General features: G+C 41.8%; 13 protein-coding genes. 7 read left to right on the top strand and 6 right to left on the bottom strand.

Features of this window, described 5'->3' with window-relative positions:
* Nucleotides 1–176: 176 nt before the first annotated feature.
* Nucleotides 177–2351 (top strand): bifunctional alpha,alpha-trehalose-phosphate synthase (UDP-forming)/trehalose-phosphatase, encoded by a 2175-nt coding sequence (locus J0A69_RS00580; RefSeq protein WP_206584566.1) that lies wholly within the window; start codon nt 177–179, stop codon nt 2349–2351.
* A 39-nt stretch (nt 2352–2390) separates the two neighbouring features.
* On the opposite strand, the gene J0A69_RS00585 is transcribed toward J0A69_RS00580, so the two are convergent.
* The 6 genes from J0A69_RS00585 to J0A69_RS00610 all read right to left on the bottom strand — a co-directional run bounded on the left by J0A69_RS00585 (nt 2391) and on the right by J0A69_RS00610 (nt 7334).
* A complete protein-coding gene (locus tag J0A69_RS00585) occupies nt 2391–3287 on the bottom strand; it encodes an N-acetylmuramoyl-L-alanine amidase (RefSeq protein WP_236032560.1) in 897 nt (298 codons plus the stop codon).
* Nucleotides 3288–3415: 128 nt separating this feature from the next.
* A complete protein-coding gene (locus J0A69_RS00590) occupies nt 3416–5197 on the bottom strand; it encodes a glycoside hydrolase family 15 protein (RefSeq protein ID WP_206584567.1) in 1782 nt (593 codons plus the stop codon).
* 108 nt (nt 5198–5305) lie between these two features.
* Nucleotides 5306–5872, bottom strand: a complete 567-nt coding sequence (gene nadD, locus J0A69_RS00595; protein ID WP_206584568.1) for a nicotinate (nicotinamide) nucleotide adenylyltransferase — start codon at nt 5870–5872, stop codon at nt 5306–5308.
* 4 nt (nt 5873–5876) lie between these two features.
* A complete protein-coding gene (gene gmk, locus J0A69_RS00600; RefSeq protein WP_206584569.1) occupies nt 5877–6449 on the bottom strand; it encodes a guanylate kinase in 573 nt (190 codons plus the stop codon).
* Nucleotides 6450–6452: 3 nt separating this feature from the next.
* A complete protein-coding gene (locus J0A69_RS00605; protein WP_206584570.1) occupies nt 6453–6722 on the bottom strand; it encodes an anti-sigma factor in 270 nt (89 codons plus the stop codon).
* A 12-nt stretch (nt 6723–6734) separates the two neighbouring features.
* Nucleotides 6735–7334, bottom strand: a complete 600-nt coding sequence (locus J0A69_RS00610) for a sigma-70 family RNA polymerase sigma factor (RefSeq protein WP_206584571.1) — start codon at nt 7332–7334, stop codon at nt 6735–6737.
* A 118-nt stretch (nt 7335–7452) separates the two neighbouring features.
* On the opposite strand from J0A69_RS00610, the gene J0A69_RS00615 reads away from it, so the two are divergent.
* From J0A69_RS00615 to J0A69_RS00640, 6 genes are all read left to right on the top strand, one after another.
* Entirely contained in the window at nt 7453–8292 is an 840-nt protein-coding gene (locus J0A69_RS00615; protein WP_206584572.1) for a lysophospholipid acyltransferase family protein, read from the top strand.
* A gap of 32 nt (nt 8293–8324) precedes the next feature.
* Nucleotides 8325–10586 carry an ATP-dependent helicase gene (locus tag J0A69_RS00620; protein WP_206584573.1) on the top strand — a complete coding sequence of 754 codons (2262 nt, stop codon included), beginning with the start codon at nt 8325–8327 and terminating at the stop codon, nt 10584–10586.
* A gap of 65 nt (nt 10587–10651) precedes the next feature.
* Nucleotides 10652–11314: a DUF4290 domain-containing protein gene (locus tag J0A69_RS00625; RefSeq protein ID WP_206584574.1), complete on the top strand. Its 663-nt coding sequence runs from the start codon at nt 10652–10654 to the stop codon at nt 11312–11314.
* Nucleotides 11314–12621: a UDP-N-acetylglucosamine 1-carboxyvinyltransferase gene (murA, locus tag J0A69_RS00630; RefSeq protein WP_206584575.1), complete on the top strand. Its 1308-nt coding sequence runs from the start codon at nt 11314–11316 to the stop codon at nt 12619–12621. Before J0A69_RS00625 ends, murA begins: the two co-directional genes overlap by 1 nt.
* 52 nt (nt 12622–12673) lie before the next feature.
* Nucleotides 12674–13651: a glycosyltransferase family 61 protein gene (locus tag J0A69_RS00635; RefSeq protein WP_206584576.1), complete on the top strand. Its 978-nt coding sequence runs from the start codon at nt 12674–12676 to the stop codon at nt 13649–13651.
* Between the two features lie 77 nt (nt 13652–13728).
* A complete protein-coding gene (locus J0A69_RS00640) occupies nt 13729–15447 on the top strand; it encodes an IlvD/Edd family dehydratase (protein ID WP_206584577.1) in 1719 nt (572 codons plus the stop codon).
* Nucleotides 15448–15455: the final 8 nt, after the last annotated feature.

Genomic DNA, 15455 nt, shown 5'->3' on the forward strand with positions numbered 1-15455 from the left:
GCTGCTTTTTTTTGCTCATACCCTTTCCGAAAATTATCAAAATCCTAAGAAATCGTTAACAAAGGGGGGTTTAGCCCTGTTTTTGTTTTATATCACAGGGATATTCCCTATCTTCTGGAATACGCCCATTTGAATGGATTTTATTTCATTCTCGTTTTTTAACTAGCAAACCACCCATGGCAAAAACCATTATAGTATCCAACCGCTTACCTATCAGTTTACGACACCGGAACGGCAAATTTGAATTCAAACCCAGCGCCGGAGGATTGGCCACAGGATTGGATTCGATTTATAAATCAGGAGAAAATATCTGGATTGGCTGGCCCGGAAATACCGTAGATGATGCCGAGCAGAGAGCTGAGATTATTTTGGAGCTTTATGATCTAAAAATGGCTCCTGTCTTTCTTACTAAAACAGATGTAGAACAGTTTTATGAAGGTTTCAGCAATGAAACACTTTGGCCGGCATTTCACTACTTTACCCAGTACATGATTTACAATCCCGAGCATTGGGAGGCTTATGTCCGGGTGAATCAAAAATTCTGTGATGCCATTGTCAAAAAAGCAGATCCCGATGATACCATTTGGGTGCATGATTATCAGCTGATGCTTTTACCCCAAATGCTTCGTGAGATATTACCAGATGCCACTATCGCATTTTTCCAGCATATTCCTTTTCCTTCCTATGAGATTATCCGAATGATTCCTTGGAGAAGGGAGATTCTCGAAGGTGTTTGCGGAGCTGATTTGATCGGTTTTCATACCTATGATGATATGCGGCATTTTCTCAGTGCAGTAGGTAGAATTACCGGAATGTCAGGCGAAAGCGGCTATATCCAAGCAGAAAACAGAATTATAAATGTGGATTCATTCCCAATGGGAATTGATTATCACAAGTTTGCGAAGCAGGCTAAAAGCAGAAAAACACAAAATATAGTCAAGGATTTCCGTCAGAAAGTCGGGGATCAGAAACTTCTTTTGACCATCGATCGACTGGATTATTCCAAAGGAATTCCTCAGCGGATTCATGTCTTTGACCAATTGCTGAAGCAGCATAAAGAACTCCGTGGCAAGGTCTCCATGATTATGGTTGTGGTTCCTTCCAGAGACAAGGTACAGTCCTACAAAGAACTCAAAGAAGAAATTGACTTATTGGTCGGAAGAATCAATAGTGAGTATTCAACCCTAGATTGGGTTCCTGTGCATTATTTCTACAGAAGCTTTCCTTTCGAGGAACTGAGTGCTTTCTATAGCATGTCAGACATTGCTTTGGTCACTCCTCTTCGGGATGGAATGAATCTAGTGTGTAAGGAATTTGTCGCCAGTAAAAATGACCAAACGGGTGTATTGATTCTCTCTGAAATGGCCGGAGCCTCCAAAGAGCTTCAAGATGCTATTTTGGTGAATCCAAATGACAGGCAAGGTGTCGTAGATGCTATCTATGAAGCCCTTTCCATGAAGGAGGAAGAACAGAAAGAGCGAATCGCATCTATGCAGGAAAGCCTCAAGAAATATGATGTATTCCAGTGGGTAAAAGTCTTTATGGATCGGGTAGGCCATGTTAAGGCCAAGCAAGCCGAACTTACCTCCAAAGATGTGGATGCCAAAGTCATCAATGAAATTCAGGCAAGCTTTAAAAAGGCCAAGAACCCGATTTTCTTTTTGGACTACGATGGCACATTGACAGGATTCAAGTCAAATCCTCAAGATGCAGTTCCTGATGCAGAGTTAAAAAGTCTGGTGAAAGATCTGAGTGGAAAAGCTCAGGTAGTTATTATTTCAGGGAGAGATAAAGACACCCTCGGAAAATGGTTTGCAGGTCAAAATATCGACATGATCGCAGAGCATGGAGTTTGGGTACATCTCAAAGACCAAGAAGAGGATTGGCAGCTCTATGCTGAAGTGGATGATAGCTGGAAGGAAGACATCAGAAATGTGATGGAATATTATGTGCTACGTACCCCTGGGGCATTTATTGAGGAAAAACACCATTCTTTGGTTTGGCACTATAGAAAAGTGGAAAGTGGCTTAGGAGACCTGAGAATGAGAGAGCTTTTCAGCCACTTGAAATACATGGCCAGAGGACATAACTTACAGGTATTGGAAGGAAATATGGTCTTGGAAATAAAGCGACCTGATATCAACAAAGGCAGAGCCGCAACTTCCATGATGAAAGGACATGACTTTGATTTTATCCTGGCAATCGGAGATGATTGGACAGATGAAGATACCTTTAAGGCCATGCCTAAAAATGCCTATTCAATCCGAGTTGGATACGCATATACCCAAGCCAATTACAATATTAAATCGGTGAAGCAAGTAAGACAGTTGCTTCATAAATTGGCTGACTGATACATTAATGCCTCTATCAAAAAATACCTGTAGACAATCCTACAGGTATTTTTTATATAGATTTTTTAAGATTCTGATATCTAGATCCGTCAATTCTGAACTGACCTCTTGCTGAACGAAATGCAATTTGAAGGATTGGATTGCCAAGGCTGGGTTGCTCACATCATAGCCGATAATTCGAAGAGCAATAACCGGATCAAAAGCATCTAGAGGCAATGAATCACTGCTTTGCAAAGGAATGGAAGTATTGGTATCCAATGGATTTATCTGAGGGTAAACCACCTCTTCATCGTACCAAAAACCATATCCTTCCTCAGCCAATTTCTTCCATGGGAAATATTTATTCGGATCTACTTTTCGGGAAGGTGCAATATCTGAATGACCAATAAAATTGGCTGTTGGAATTCCATATTTCCACTTCAACCGCTTACAGAGAATCAAAAGACTTGCTATTTGCTCCTCGGAAAAAGGCTCGAAACCATTATTATCCAATTCAATCCCAATGGATACGGAATTCAAATCTGTGACATTTCCCCATTTACCTCGACCTGCATGCCAAGATCTAAGGTAATCATTGAGCATTTGGACGATCGTACCATCTCTTCCGATCACATAATGAGAGCTGACCTGTGTGCTGGTTTTGGTAAACGTGGAAATGGTTTGACCTAAGGAATCCTGAGCAGTATGATGAATGATTACAAAATTGGGGCGACGAATGCTGAAATTCGTGGTTCCAACCCATTCATCTGTGATGCTGAGCGTATCGTAATTCAGTTCTTCTTTCGTCTGTGGGATTTCTAAATATGCTTTTGCTACCTCTTTGACATTCTTGCGGTATTCCTTATTGATTTTTTTGTAAGGATTGGATGCACAGGAAACAACCATTAGGGAAATGCAAAAACCTAAAAGAAGCCTTGTGATTCTCTGAATATTCATAGAAAACAATAATTAATAAACAGATGAAGCTACAAGTATTGTACTAGTTCTTAAATGCCATTTAAAAAATAAAGGCTTTCCAAAAAACAGACCTTCGAGGTTTTGAGAACCTCGAAGGTCTTAATCAATTATAAGAAATTTGGTCTATCCAATTTTTTACCGATTCGGAAAGCGGCATTCATCAAGCCCACATGAGAATAAGCTTGTGGGAAATTTCCCCATTGGCTGCCGGTTTTTTGGTCTACATCCTCTGAGAACAGCTGTAAATGATTGCAGTATTTGGTCAAAGTTTCAAAGCCTTCCACAGCTTCATCGATTCTTCCTACACAAGCCAAAGCTTCTATATACCAAAATGCGCAGATAAGGAAAGTAGTCTCTGGTACCCCAAAATCATCCATGTGTTTGTATCGGTAAAAGAGGAAATCTTTTGCCAGCAACTCTTCTTCCAAAGCTTTCAAATGTTCATTGGCTCGCTCCAGATCATCTCCAAAATACCCCATGGTAATCAACTGGAGGGTAGAAGCATCCATGTAAGTTGAACCTACCGCTTGTGCATAAGCTTTCTTTTCTGGCAAATAGCAGGACTCTATCTTTTTGGCAGCTTCATCTCGCAGATAAATTGCTTTTTGATACATGTCATCGCTTTTTAGTCGGATCCCGATTTTAGCAGCGGCACTTGCTCCCGCCCAATGGAAGAGAAAAGTATAGCAATGCTCTTGGGCAAGGTTTCTAAACTCCCATAGCCCGGCATCTTTTTCATTCATGGTCGCCTCAATCTTATCCAACAGATTCATGATCATTGGCTTCGAATTACTCCTCTCCTCCTCCGTAAATCGCTGATCAGAATAAAGCGGTAAAAGCGAAACCAAAACCTGACCATACAGGTCATTTTGGATATGGGTATAGGCTTGATTGCCAAAGCGAACGGGCTTATTCCCCAGATATCCATCCAAATCAGAAATTTCCTCTGTCAACAAGGAGTCCCCAGTAATGGAATAAAGCGGTTGATATCTTCCGTCAGCGCCAGGCCTAAGGTTATGGATAAATTCGAAATACTTTTCCAGCTCCTCGAAGTGTCCCAGGCTATTGAAACAAGTCAAGGTATAATAGGTATCTCGGATCCAGCAATAGCGGTAATCCCAGTTTCGGGTCGAGTTTGGAGCTTCTGGTAAGCTGGTCGTCGAAGCCGCGATAATAGCCCCAGTATCTTCGTATTGATGGATTTTTAAGATGAGTGCAGACCTCAAAACCAATTTCTGATGAAAGTTGGGTATGCTGGTAGACTTCACCCATTCCTGCCAGTAGGCAGTGGTGGCATGAAGAAAGCGCTCGGAAGTTGTCTCAATTGGAGCTTCCAAAGGTCTTCCATAAGTAAGGACCAAGTAGATCGGACGATGAAGCGCAAAGGCCTTTTCATCCATAATATAGCTCATGGGAGCATTGGTGGTCAGTCTGAGTTCCTGATCAATTCCCATGTAGCGGATGTGATTACTTCCCAGACTTGGAGTTAATTTCAGATTGCCATAATCTGTCACTGGCTCACATTTGATCTTTATCCTAGGCGAACCTTGAATCGATTCTATTTTTCGGATCAGCATCAAGGGTTTATAGTAGCGGTCAAAGTTTTTGAACCGAGGCGCAAAATCAGTGACTTTATAGCTACTATCCCCATAGCTTACCGTGGTTTCCAAGATATTGGTATTTTCCCGGTAGGCCTGAGTAGATTCAAAATCCCCAGATTCTGGAAGAATGGTAAACTGCCCTCCTCGCTCCCTATCAAGCATTCCTCCGAAAATAAAATCCGAATCAAATCTAGGTAGGCACAACCAACTGATATTCGTGTCCTTTTCTACGTGGGCGATATAAGCACAATTGCCGATCAACCCACTTCCGTAGGTGTGTTTTTTCATTAAAGTCTTTTTTGATGATTGAAAAAATGTTTGGCTACCGGGTTTGACTTCAAGAAAACAAAAACTAGGCCCTATTCCAAGGTTTTATTGGATTTAGGTAGTCCTGACTTACAAATACAACTTCTTATCCCTGATATAATCTTCCACTGAATCGGGAAGCAGGTATTTGACGGATTTGCCGGCTAAAATAGATTTGCGGATAAAAGTTGCCGAAATATCCAATAAAGGAGCATCGATGAGTTTGATATTCGGATGCTCAAAAACTGTGGTTTCCCCGGGTCTTGGATAGACAAAAATCTCATAATTGTCCAAGATCATCTGGTAGTTTTTCCAGCGCTTGAGTTGCACGAGATTATCCGAACCCAAAAACAAACAAAACTGATGCTGTGGATATTGATCTGTCAAATAGGCAAGGGTATCGATAGTATAGCTCGGCTTAGGCATTCCAAACTCCACATCTGAAGCTCTGAAATGAAAATTATCCTCTATGGCGAGCTCTACCATTCTCAGTCTATCAAATTCATGAATCAGCGACTGTCGTTTTTTTAATGGGTTTTGGGGACTTACCACAAACCAAACCTGATCAAGGTCTGTCCGGTCATGAAGGGTATCGGCAATGATAAGATGACCGATATGGATGGGATTGAAGGAGCCGAAATAGAGTCCGATTTTCAAAATTCTACTTAGCTAAAAAGTCTCCGACTAATTGCTCTGCCTCTGCTGAGGATACCGCAAAGTCATCATTGACGATGGTCACATCAAATTGAGGTTCAAATTTCGCCTCAAATTCAGCCTTGAATAATCTTCTGGATAATGATTCTTCAGATTCCGTTCCCCGGTCGTTAAGTCTGGTCTTTAGCACTTCCAGACTGGGCACTTTTACAAAAATTGCCAAAGCCTGCTCTCCAAAATATTTTTTGAGAGCCAAGCCTCCTTTTACATCTACATCAAAAATAACGGCTTTGCCTGAGTCCCAGATGCGCTGGATTTCCTCTTTGAGGGTTCCGTAGAAATTCCCTTCATAGACTTCTTCCCATTCTATAAAGGCATTTTCATCAATCTTTTTTTTGAATTCTTCCTGAGAGAGAAAGTAATAATCTTTGCCATGTACTTCATGTCTTCCTCTTTTGTCGCGGGTACATGCTGAAATAGAAAATCCCAAGTTTGGGATTTTTTGGATCAGATGTCTGACGAGTGAAGTTTTTCCTGAACCGGAGGGTGCAGAAAAAATGATGGCTTTGCCTTGGGTCATAAATTACTTGATCTCCTGAATTTTTTGGCGAATGCAATCTGCCAATTCATTCGGTACCTCTTGCTTGGTACACTTTGTTTTCAACACATCCCGGATAGCCTGCTCTAAGTGAAAATGCTCAAAACAAGGCTGACATTTCGCCAACTTCTCTTTCAGGACTTCTTTGGAGTTATCCATTTCCCCGTCCAGAATGCTTTCTAACAGCTCAAAGCATTTGCTGGTGTCATCGCATTTCAGCTTTCTTGCACCGGATGTTTCTTCATTCATTGCCATGTGTAATTCTGATTATATTTCCTCCTCTTCTTCCGTATTATATCCCATATTCTGGGCATAACCTCTCAGTTTTTCCTTCAATAGGTTCCTTGCTCTATGAAGTCTGGATCTTACAGTTCCGATCGGAATATCCAGGATCTTTGCCATTTCCTCATATGTAAAGCCTTCAAGATCACAAAGGATGATCACTGTACGGAAATCCACTGCCAAGCTATTCAATGCATTGGAGATCTCATCTCCCAGCATATCTTTGACAGAATCCGCACGCAGATCAGTAGTACTTTGATACTGAACATCATCAGAGTTGTAATAAGTTTCAACTTCCTGATAATCTACTTTGGCAGGCTGTTTACTTTTCTTACGGTACTCGTTGATAAAACTGTTTTTCAGGATGCGAAACAACCAAGCTTTGGCGTTGGTTCCTTGCTCGAAGGAATTGATAAACCGATAAGCTTTGAGATAGGTGTCCTGTACAAGATCTTTCGCATCATCCTCATCAAAGGTGAGTCGATAGGCAAAATTGTACATGGAGTCTATGTGTGGCATAAACTCTCCATCGAAGATGGTGTTTTTCTCTTCCTGAGAATATTTCCTTCGCTGTACTTCCGACATAAGTTTCAAAAGTAATAATTGAGTCAATTTATAACTAGGAATCGGGAACTTTTCCCTTCTTTTCCTTTATTTTGTTTGATGAAATGGCTTTAGCAGCCAAATTCCCCGCTTACATTCTATGTTTTTCTTCCGGCTGTTCTCAAGACTACCTCTTTCTGTCCTTTATTTGTTTACAGATGTGCTTTATTTGGTAGCACGTTATGTGATCCGATACAGAAAGAAAGTCATAGACGAAAACCTTTTGCATGCTTTTCCAGAGCTCTCAGACACAGAGCGAAAAAAGATCCGAAACCGTTTTTACAGGAATTTTACTGACACATTTGCCGAAACGATCAAAATACTGACAATTTCGGAAGAAGAATTCAAGAGAAGGTTTGTCATAGTAAATCAGGAAGGTTTAGATGCTCCGGTGAAAAAAGGGATCAGTTCATTGATGGTCACGGGTCATATTTTCAATTGGGAAATGGGTGTTGTCGGTACCAACTTGTACTCCGAAGTACCGATTGAGACAGTCTATTTGAAAGTCAACAATCCCTTTTTCAACGAACTGATCAAAAAAATCCGGACACGATTTGGCGGATATGTGACAGAGAAGAAGGAGTTTCGAAGAGCGATGCTTACTTTGGGAAGAGATCCACGGATCGTCTTGCTGGGATCCGATCAAAGACCGCCGGCATCGGAAAACCGATACCAGAGGGATTTCATGAATCGTCCGGCAGTTTTCTTTGAAGGAGCAGAATTTCTTTCTAAAAAAATGAACCTGCATGTTCATTATGGAAAACTTAAAAAAGTAAAGCGGGGTTACTATCATTACGAATTTATCCCCTTGGCTCAGCCTCCATACGATCAACATCAGCCTCATAGCATTACGGATTTGTTCTGCGAAATGCTGGAGCAAAATATCCGGGAGCAACCTGACATGTACCTCTGGAGTCATAAGCGATGGAAGATCTCCTGATTAGGTAAATAGAAAAACGATTAGAAGCTAGAATGGATTACCTAGAAAGCCTTAACCCACCCCAGCGTGAAGCTGTAGAACATACCGATGGCCCTGTCATGATCATTGCAGGTGCCGGTTCCGGCAAAACCAGGGTGCTTACTTATAGAATTGCACATTTGATTTATGCCAAAGGCGTAGATGCCTTTAACATTCTTTCGCTGACTTTTACCAATAAGGCTGCCAGCGAAATGAAACATAGAATCGAAGCTTTGGCGGGTCTGGAAGCAAGAAATACCTGGATGGGTACTTTTCACTCGGTCTTTGCAAAGATCCTGCGGGTGGAATCTGAAAAAATCGGCTACCCCTCCAACTTTACCATTTACGACACCGATGATTCCAAATCGCTCATCCGCTCTATCGTAAAAGGAATGCATCTGGATGATAAAGTTTACAAAGCCAACACAGTGCTTTCCAGAATTTCCGGAGCAAAAAACCGTCTGATTTCCTGGCAGGCATATCAGGACGATCCATTTGTGAAAGCAGATGATGAGGCTGCCATGAAGCCAAAAATGGGAGAAATCTACCAGAGATACCAAGAAAGGCTTTTCAAAGCCGGGGCGATGGACTTTGATGATTTGCTATTCAATACCAATATCCTTTTTCGGGATCATCTGGACGTGCTGAACAAATACCAGCAACGATTCAAATACATCATGGTAGACGAGTTTCAGGATACTAACGTGTCCCAGTATTTGATCACTAAAAAACTTGCTGCTGTACACCAGAATATCTGTGTGGTAGGTGATGATGCTCAAAGTATCTACGCATTCCGTGGAGCGGATATTCAAAACATCCTAAATTTTGAAAAGGATTATCCAGACCTTTTTGTGGTCAAACTGGAGCAAAATTACCGTAGCACTAAGACCATTGTGGAAGCGGCAAATTCCATCATCGATAAAAATAAAGCCCAGCTTAAAAAAGTGGTTTGGACTTCCAATCCGGACGGTGATCAGATTGAATTGATCAAAGCGAGTTCAGATAATGAGGAAGGAAGAATTGTGGCCACTACAATTTTCGAAGAGAAAAATAACAAAAAACTCAGCAACAACGATTTTGCGATTCTTTACCGCACCAACTCACAATCCAGATCGATAGAAGAGGCGCTTCGCAAAATGAACCTCACCTATAAAATCGTCGGTGGACTTTCCTTCTACCAAAGAAAGGAAATCAAGGATCTGATGGCATACATGAGATTTACCGTGAATCCGGCTGATGAGGAGGCTTTTAAACGAGTGATCAATTATCCCAAAAGAGGGGTCGGCGATTCTTCTGTAGAAAAAATGCTGGTGGCAGCCTACGAACATGACATCCCGCTTTGGGAGGTTGTAACCAATGCCCATAGCTTTTTACCGGGAAGAGCTGGAAATGCCGTGGATGATTTCGCAACCATGATTAAAGCTTTCCAAATTGATGTAGAGCGAAAAGATGCTTTCGAAGCAGCCAATAATATCGCAAAGCAAAGTGGTTTGCTGCGTGAACTCTACGAGGATAAGACGATCGAGGGCCTCAACCGCTACGAAAACGTCCAAGAATTACTGAATGCCATCAAAGAGTATGTTGACAATCCTGAAAATGAAGATAAAAGTCTTGGTGCTTTTTTACAGGAAATAGCACTCTTGACAGACAATGATCAGGACAAAGATCAAACTGAAGCAATCACTTTGATGACCATTCACTCGTCCAAAGGCCTGGAATTCAAACAGGTATTTGTGGTGGGCTTAGAGGAAGATCTTTTCCCCTCTCAGATGATGATGCAAAGCCGGGAAGACCTGGAAGAAGAAAGGCGATTATTTTATGTGGCGACGACAAGAGCCATGGATAAATTATACTTTACCTATGCTTTGACTCGTTACAGATTCGGAAGATTGCTGAACTGTGAGCCAAGCAGATTTTTGGAGGAAGTGGATCCGGCTTGCATCAAGGTAAACAAAAGGATGGCGGCGACAAGAGAAATGCCTGGCGCTCTGCGAAAAGAAGGATTACCTGGAAGCTCTGGATTTATCGGCATTAAGAAAAAACCAGAAACAAGAGTTGCCACGACGATGAAAGTCCATACGCCTAGTCCGGACTTCAAACCGTCCAATACCAATAACCTGCGAGCAGAACAATTGGTGGAGCATCCAAAATTTGGATTTGGAAAAGTACAAAAAATTGAAACTGAAGGACTTAATAGAAAAGCAACGATTCAATTCGAACATTTTGGTGAGAAAACATTATTACTTAGCTTTGCGAAGCTCAGAATTATAGACTAATCACTTGCCTACCTGCCTTTTGGTATTTTTTTGCTACCTTTTACTATGCAAAAATGGGAGGCCACATGGAGCAACTTGAACCTGACAAACAAAAACTCATTTTGAAAGAATACGGCAAAAACGTTCAACGCCTGGTTGATCATATCACGGGTATTGAAGACCGCGAAAAACGCACCGCTAGTGCGTATACGGCAATAGAAATCATCAAGCAATTGAATCCTTCTTTGAAACAGGAGAATGATCAAAAGCTTTGGGATGACTTATACATCATGTCTGATTTTAAATTGGATGTGGACAGTCCCTTTCCGATGCCGGAAAAAGAACTTTTAGGCAAAAAGCCTGAGCCGATTGGATATCCAAAAGGAGAAATCAAGTTCAAACACTACGGCAGAAACATAGAGAAACTAATCGAAAATGCCATCACGATCGAAGACGATGAAGAGCAGGAAGCTGCCATAATCTTTATCGGCCAGCTGATGAGAAGTTTTCATACCACTTGGAACAGAGACAATTTCGACGATGGAATCATTTTGGATGACATCAAGACGCTGTCAAAAGGAAAACTCCATATTGATTTGGAAAAAGTGAAAGAAAACGGCCTTTTTGAATCAAATACTCGCCGTGATTTCAAACTTCCAATCCAGGAAGAGCACAACCACAAAAACAAGCGCCAACACAACAACAAGCGCAGAAACAATAACAACCACAACAAAAAACGTAGAAATTAATGGCATCTTTTCGGGTCAAAGGGGGAAATCATCTAAAAGGTGAAATCATCCCACAGGGAGCGAAAAACGAAGCTTTGCAAATCCTCTGTGCTGTCCTGCTCACCCCTGAGGAAGTCACTATTCATAAGATTCCAAATATTCGTGACGTCAATAAACTGATCGAACTTTTGGGAGATATGGGAGTAAAAGTGACCAAATTGGGACCTGAGTCTTATTCTTTCAAAGCAGACCAAGTCAATTTAGATTATTTGGAAACAGAGGACTTTCTGAAAAAAGCCTCTGCCCTACGTGGTTCAGTAATGATCCTAGGTCCTCTTTTGGCTCGTTTCGGTACGGGTAAATTATCCAAACCAGGAGGAGACAAAATTGGTCGACGCAGAATGGATACCCACTTTTTCGGCTTCCAAAAACTAGGTGCCAAATTCCATTACGATTCAAAAAACGAGATATTCCACATCGACGGAAACAACCTGAAAGGTTGCTACATGCTTTTGGATGAAGCTTCTGTAACTGGTACCGCCAATATCGTCATGGCCGCTGTGATGGCTGAAGGCAAAACGACTATTTACAATGCTGCCTGTGAGCCTTACCTGCAGCAGCTTTGTGATATGCTCAACCGTATGGGGGCAAAAATCACGGGAGTTGGTTCTAACTTACTCCATATAGACGGAGTAAAGAAACTGGGAGGCACTGAACATAAGATGCTTCCGGATATGATTGAGATCGGTTCTTTCATTGGCTTGGCAGCCATGACTCAATCTGAAATCACCATTAAAGATGCGCAAGTTCATAGGCTAGGAATCATCCCTGAGACCTTCCGAAGAATGGGTATCAAACTGGAGATCAAAGGTGACGATATCTACATTCCAGCACAAAAACATTACGAAATAGAGACTTTCATTGACGGTTCAATTTTAACTGTTGCGGATGCTATTTGGCCAGGCTTTACCCCTGACTTATTGAGTATCGTGCTGGTTACAGCCACTCAAGCAAAAGGAACTGTTTTGGTTCACCAAAAAATGTTTGAAAGCCGTTTGTTCTTCGTGGATAAATTGATTGATATGGGAGCACAGATCATCCTTTGTGATCCGCACAGAGCAACAGTGATCGGCCTAGACAGAAAATATCCTTTGAAAGGCATCCGAATGACATCTCCTGATATCAGAGCAGGGGTTTCTCTACTGATCGCTGCCCTTTCTGCCAATGGAACCTCCATCATCGATAATATCGAACAAATCGATCGAGGATATCAATACATCGATGAACGCCTCAATGCTTTGGGTGCTGAAATCGAACGAATCGCTTAATCTAATCCGGCCAAGTGCCGGGTTACCTTTTTAAAAATTCAACGCATCAATATTGTTGGAAGAAGTACAAGTCAAAAGAAAACCTCCTGTAAATCTTCGGCCCGAAGATGAACGACTTTTTATTGACGCGTATGAAGTGAATTTTCAAATCAGGCCTATACTGCATCTTGAAAATGTTGCTGTACTTCAGGACACGGTTTTTTCACCTTCGCACATGAGTTTTTATGCCACCTATACACATGTGAATTCGCTGGGTCCACTTCCTATAGGAAAAAGAATAGCTCATTGTCTTTTAAAAAAATGGAGAAAAATTCCCCACGGCATCTGGATCAAAGATGAATGGAGTGCCAATTATTTCCATTGGATGACTGACTGTTTACCGAGACTTTGGCTGGGATTGAACACGGAAATTTCCGATCGGGTTTTTCTGCATGATTCTTACCGACACCTACCTTATGTCACCCAAAGTCTGGAAATGCTCAAAATCAGACCTATTTTCTATCAATCCAATGAAAATCTTTGGGTAGAAAACCTAGTGCTTACACCAAGAACTGCCACTTTTCCAAACTTCCACGAAGAGCTTACTCAAATGACTAGGGAAAAGCTCAGCTTAAAAACCTCGAAAGAGCCTTTTAGGAAAGTTTATATCAGCAGAAAATTCGCACCGAAGCGAAAAACCCACAACGAGGTAGATGTGGAATTGCTGATGATTCGCCATGGTTTCGAAATAGTTTATACTGAAAAGCTTACTCTGAAAGAGCAGATTCGCTTGATGTCCGAAACCAAAATTCTGGTTTCTCTTCATGGTGCCGCATTGACCAACATGATTTTTTTACCAAAAGGTAGTTCAGTAGTCGAACTCCGAAATCAGGGGGATTCTAAGACACAGTGCTACTACAATTTGGCAAATGCCCTTGAACTCCCTTACTATTACACTTTGAATCAGGGAGATACAGACGATTCCATCATGACAGATTTCACTGTAGATCTTGTGGCTTTGGAAGAGGTACTGGAATCTCTTGCTGATTAATTTTCATACAATCCCAGCTCCTTTCTTTCCTTCTCATTTTTTTTGGTAAATTCTCATCCAATTTGCCTAATTAACCTATGAAAAAGAAAAAGCTCCGCAGCCAAGAATGGTACGGAAGAACCGGAAAAGACGGTTTTATTTATAGATCTTGGATGAAAAACCAAGGCTTTCCCCATCACTTATTCGAAGGAGACAAACCTGTCATCGGGATCTGTAACACTTGGTCAGAACTCACACCTTGCAATGCACATTTCAGAGATTTAGCAGAAGCCTTGAAACGAGGCATCTGGGAAGCTGGTGGCTTTCCATTGGAATTTCCTGTGATGTCCTTGGGTGAATGCTCCATCAAGCCTACTGCCATGCTTTTCAGGAATCTTGCCAGCATGGACGTGGAAGAGAGCATCCGAGCTAACCCAATGGACGGAGTGGTGCTGATGTGTGGTTGCGATAAGACTACCCCTTCCCTAGTTATGGGAGCAGCCTCTGTGGATATTCCAGCGCTGGTTGTTTCAGGTGGCCCTATGTTAGTCGGTCGTTTCAAAGGAAAAAAAATAGGCACTTCAGATGTCTGGAGGTTTGCTGAAGATTTTAAAACTGGCAAGCTTTCGCAGGAAGATTTTATCGAAGCAGAAGCAGCCATGTCACGATCTGTGGGGCATTGTGCTCCAATGGGAACAGCCTCCACTATGGCGGCAATGGTAGAATCCTTGGGCTTAGCACTTCCAGATAATGCAACAATCCCAGCTGCCGATTCCCGTAGGAAAGTTTTGGCACATATGGCCGGAATGAGAATCGTGGAAATGGTCAATGAGGATTTGAAAATGAGTAAAATCCTGACCAGAAAAGCCTTCGAAAACTCTATTATGGTTAATGCAGCTTTGGGTGGTTCTACCAACTTTATCTTGCACTTGACCGCCATTGCCAAACGAATCGGAGTAGAATTAGACCTGACGGATTTCGATCATTTCTCCTCTAAAATACCGTTGATTGCCAATGTCCAGCCTTCTGGTGAGCATTGGGTGGAAGACCTTTTCTATGCAGGTGGATTACCCGCTGTGATGAAAGAAATGGAGAAACATTTGCATACGGATGCTTTGACAGTAAATGGAAAAACTATCGGAGAAAACATCCAAAAAGCCGAGTGCTATGACAGAAACCTCATTGGCACCATGGAAAAGCCAATTAAACCCGATTCTGGAATAGCAGTTTTGAAAGGAAATCTTTGCCCCAATGGCGCAGTGATCAAACCTTCTGCTGCCAGTCCACATTTATTGACTCATACCGGAAAGGCTGTGGTTTTTGAAACCATCGATGAATACAAAGCGATGATCGATAATCCAAATCTGGATATTGATGAAAACTCCATAATGGTCATGAAAAATGTCGGTCCGAAAGGTTATCCCGGCATGCCGGAAGTAGGTAATATGACCCTTCCTAAAAAAATCTTGGACAAGGGAATCAAGGATATGGTTCGGATTTCTGACGGAAGAATGAGCGGCACTGGCTACGGAACAGTCGTGCTCCATGTTTCCCCAGAATCAGCCGTCGGAGGCCCACTTGCCTTAGTTCAAAATGGAGACATGATTGAATTGAATGTGCCAAATAGAACTTTGAACCTTTTGGTTTCTGAAGAAGAAATGGAAAAAAGAAGGGCGAATTTCAAACCAACTCAATTGCCTTATGAGCGCGGCTATGTGAATCTGTTTTTGGATAAAGTGAACCAAGCGCATGAGGGAGTGGATTTTGATTTTCTCCAAGGCAGTTCCGGATCTGAGGTCAAAAGAGATTCACATTAGAATTTAAA

This window comes from Algoriphagus pacificus (assembly GCF_017254845.1).
In the GTDB taxonomy this organism is placed as follows: Bacteria; Bacteroidota; Bacteroidia; order Cytophagales; family Cyclobacteriaceae; genus Algoriphagus; species Algoriphagus pacificus.

Coding starts and splice junctions, on each gene's coding strand:
- J0A69_RS00580 (WP_206584566.1), top strand. CDS start 177: ATGGCAAAAACCATTATAGTATCCAACCGCTTACCTATCAGTTTACGA.
- J0A69_RS00585 (WP_236032560.1), bottom strand. CDS start 3,287: ATGAATATTCAGAGAATCACAAGGCTTCTTTTAGGTTTTTGCATTTCC.
- J0A69_RS00590 (WP_206584567.1), bottom strand. CDS start 5,197: ATGAAAAAACACACCTACGGAAGTGGGTTGATCGGCAATTGTGCTTAT.
- gmk (WP_206584569.1), bottom strand. CDS start 6,449: ATGACCCAAGGCAAAGCCATCATTTTTTCTGCACCCTCCGGTTCAGGA.
- J0A69_RS00605 (WP_206584570.1), bottom strand. CDS start 6,722: ATGGCAATGAATGAAGAAACATCCGGTGCAAGAAAGCTGAAATGCGAT.
- J0A69_RS00610 (WP_206584571.1), bottom strand. CDS start 7,334: ATGTCGGAAGTACAGCGAAGGAAATATTCTCAGGAAGAGAAAAACACC.
- J0A69_RS00615 (WP_206584572.1), top strand. CDS start 7,453: ATGTTTTTCTTCCGGCTGTTCTCAAGACTACCTCTTTCTGTCCTTTAT.
- J0A69_RS00620 (WP_206584573.1), top strand. CDS start 8,325: ATGGATTACCTAGAAAGCCTTAACCCACCCCAGCGTGAAGCTGTAGAA.
- J0A69_RS00625 (WP_206584574.1), top strand. CDS start 10,652: ATGGAGCAACTTGAACCTGACAAACAAAAACTCATTTTGAAAGAATAC.
- murA (WP_206584575.1), top strand. CDS start 11,314: ATGGCATCTTTTCGGGTCAAAGGGGGAAATCATCTAAAAGGTGAAATC.
- J0A69_RS00640 (WP_206584577.1), top strand. CDS start 13,729: ATGAAAAAGAAAAAGCTCCGCAGCCAAGAATGGTACGGAAGAACCGGA.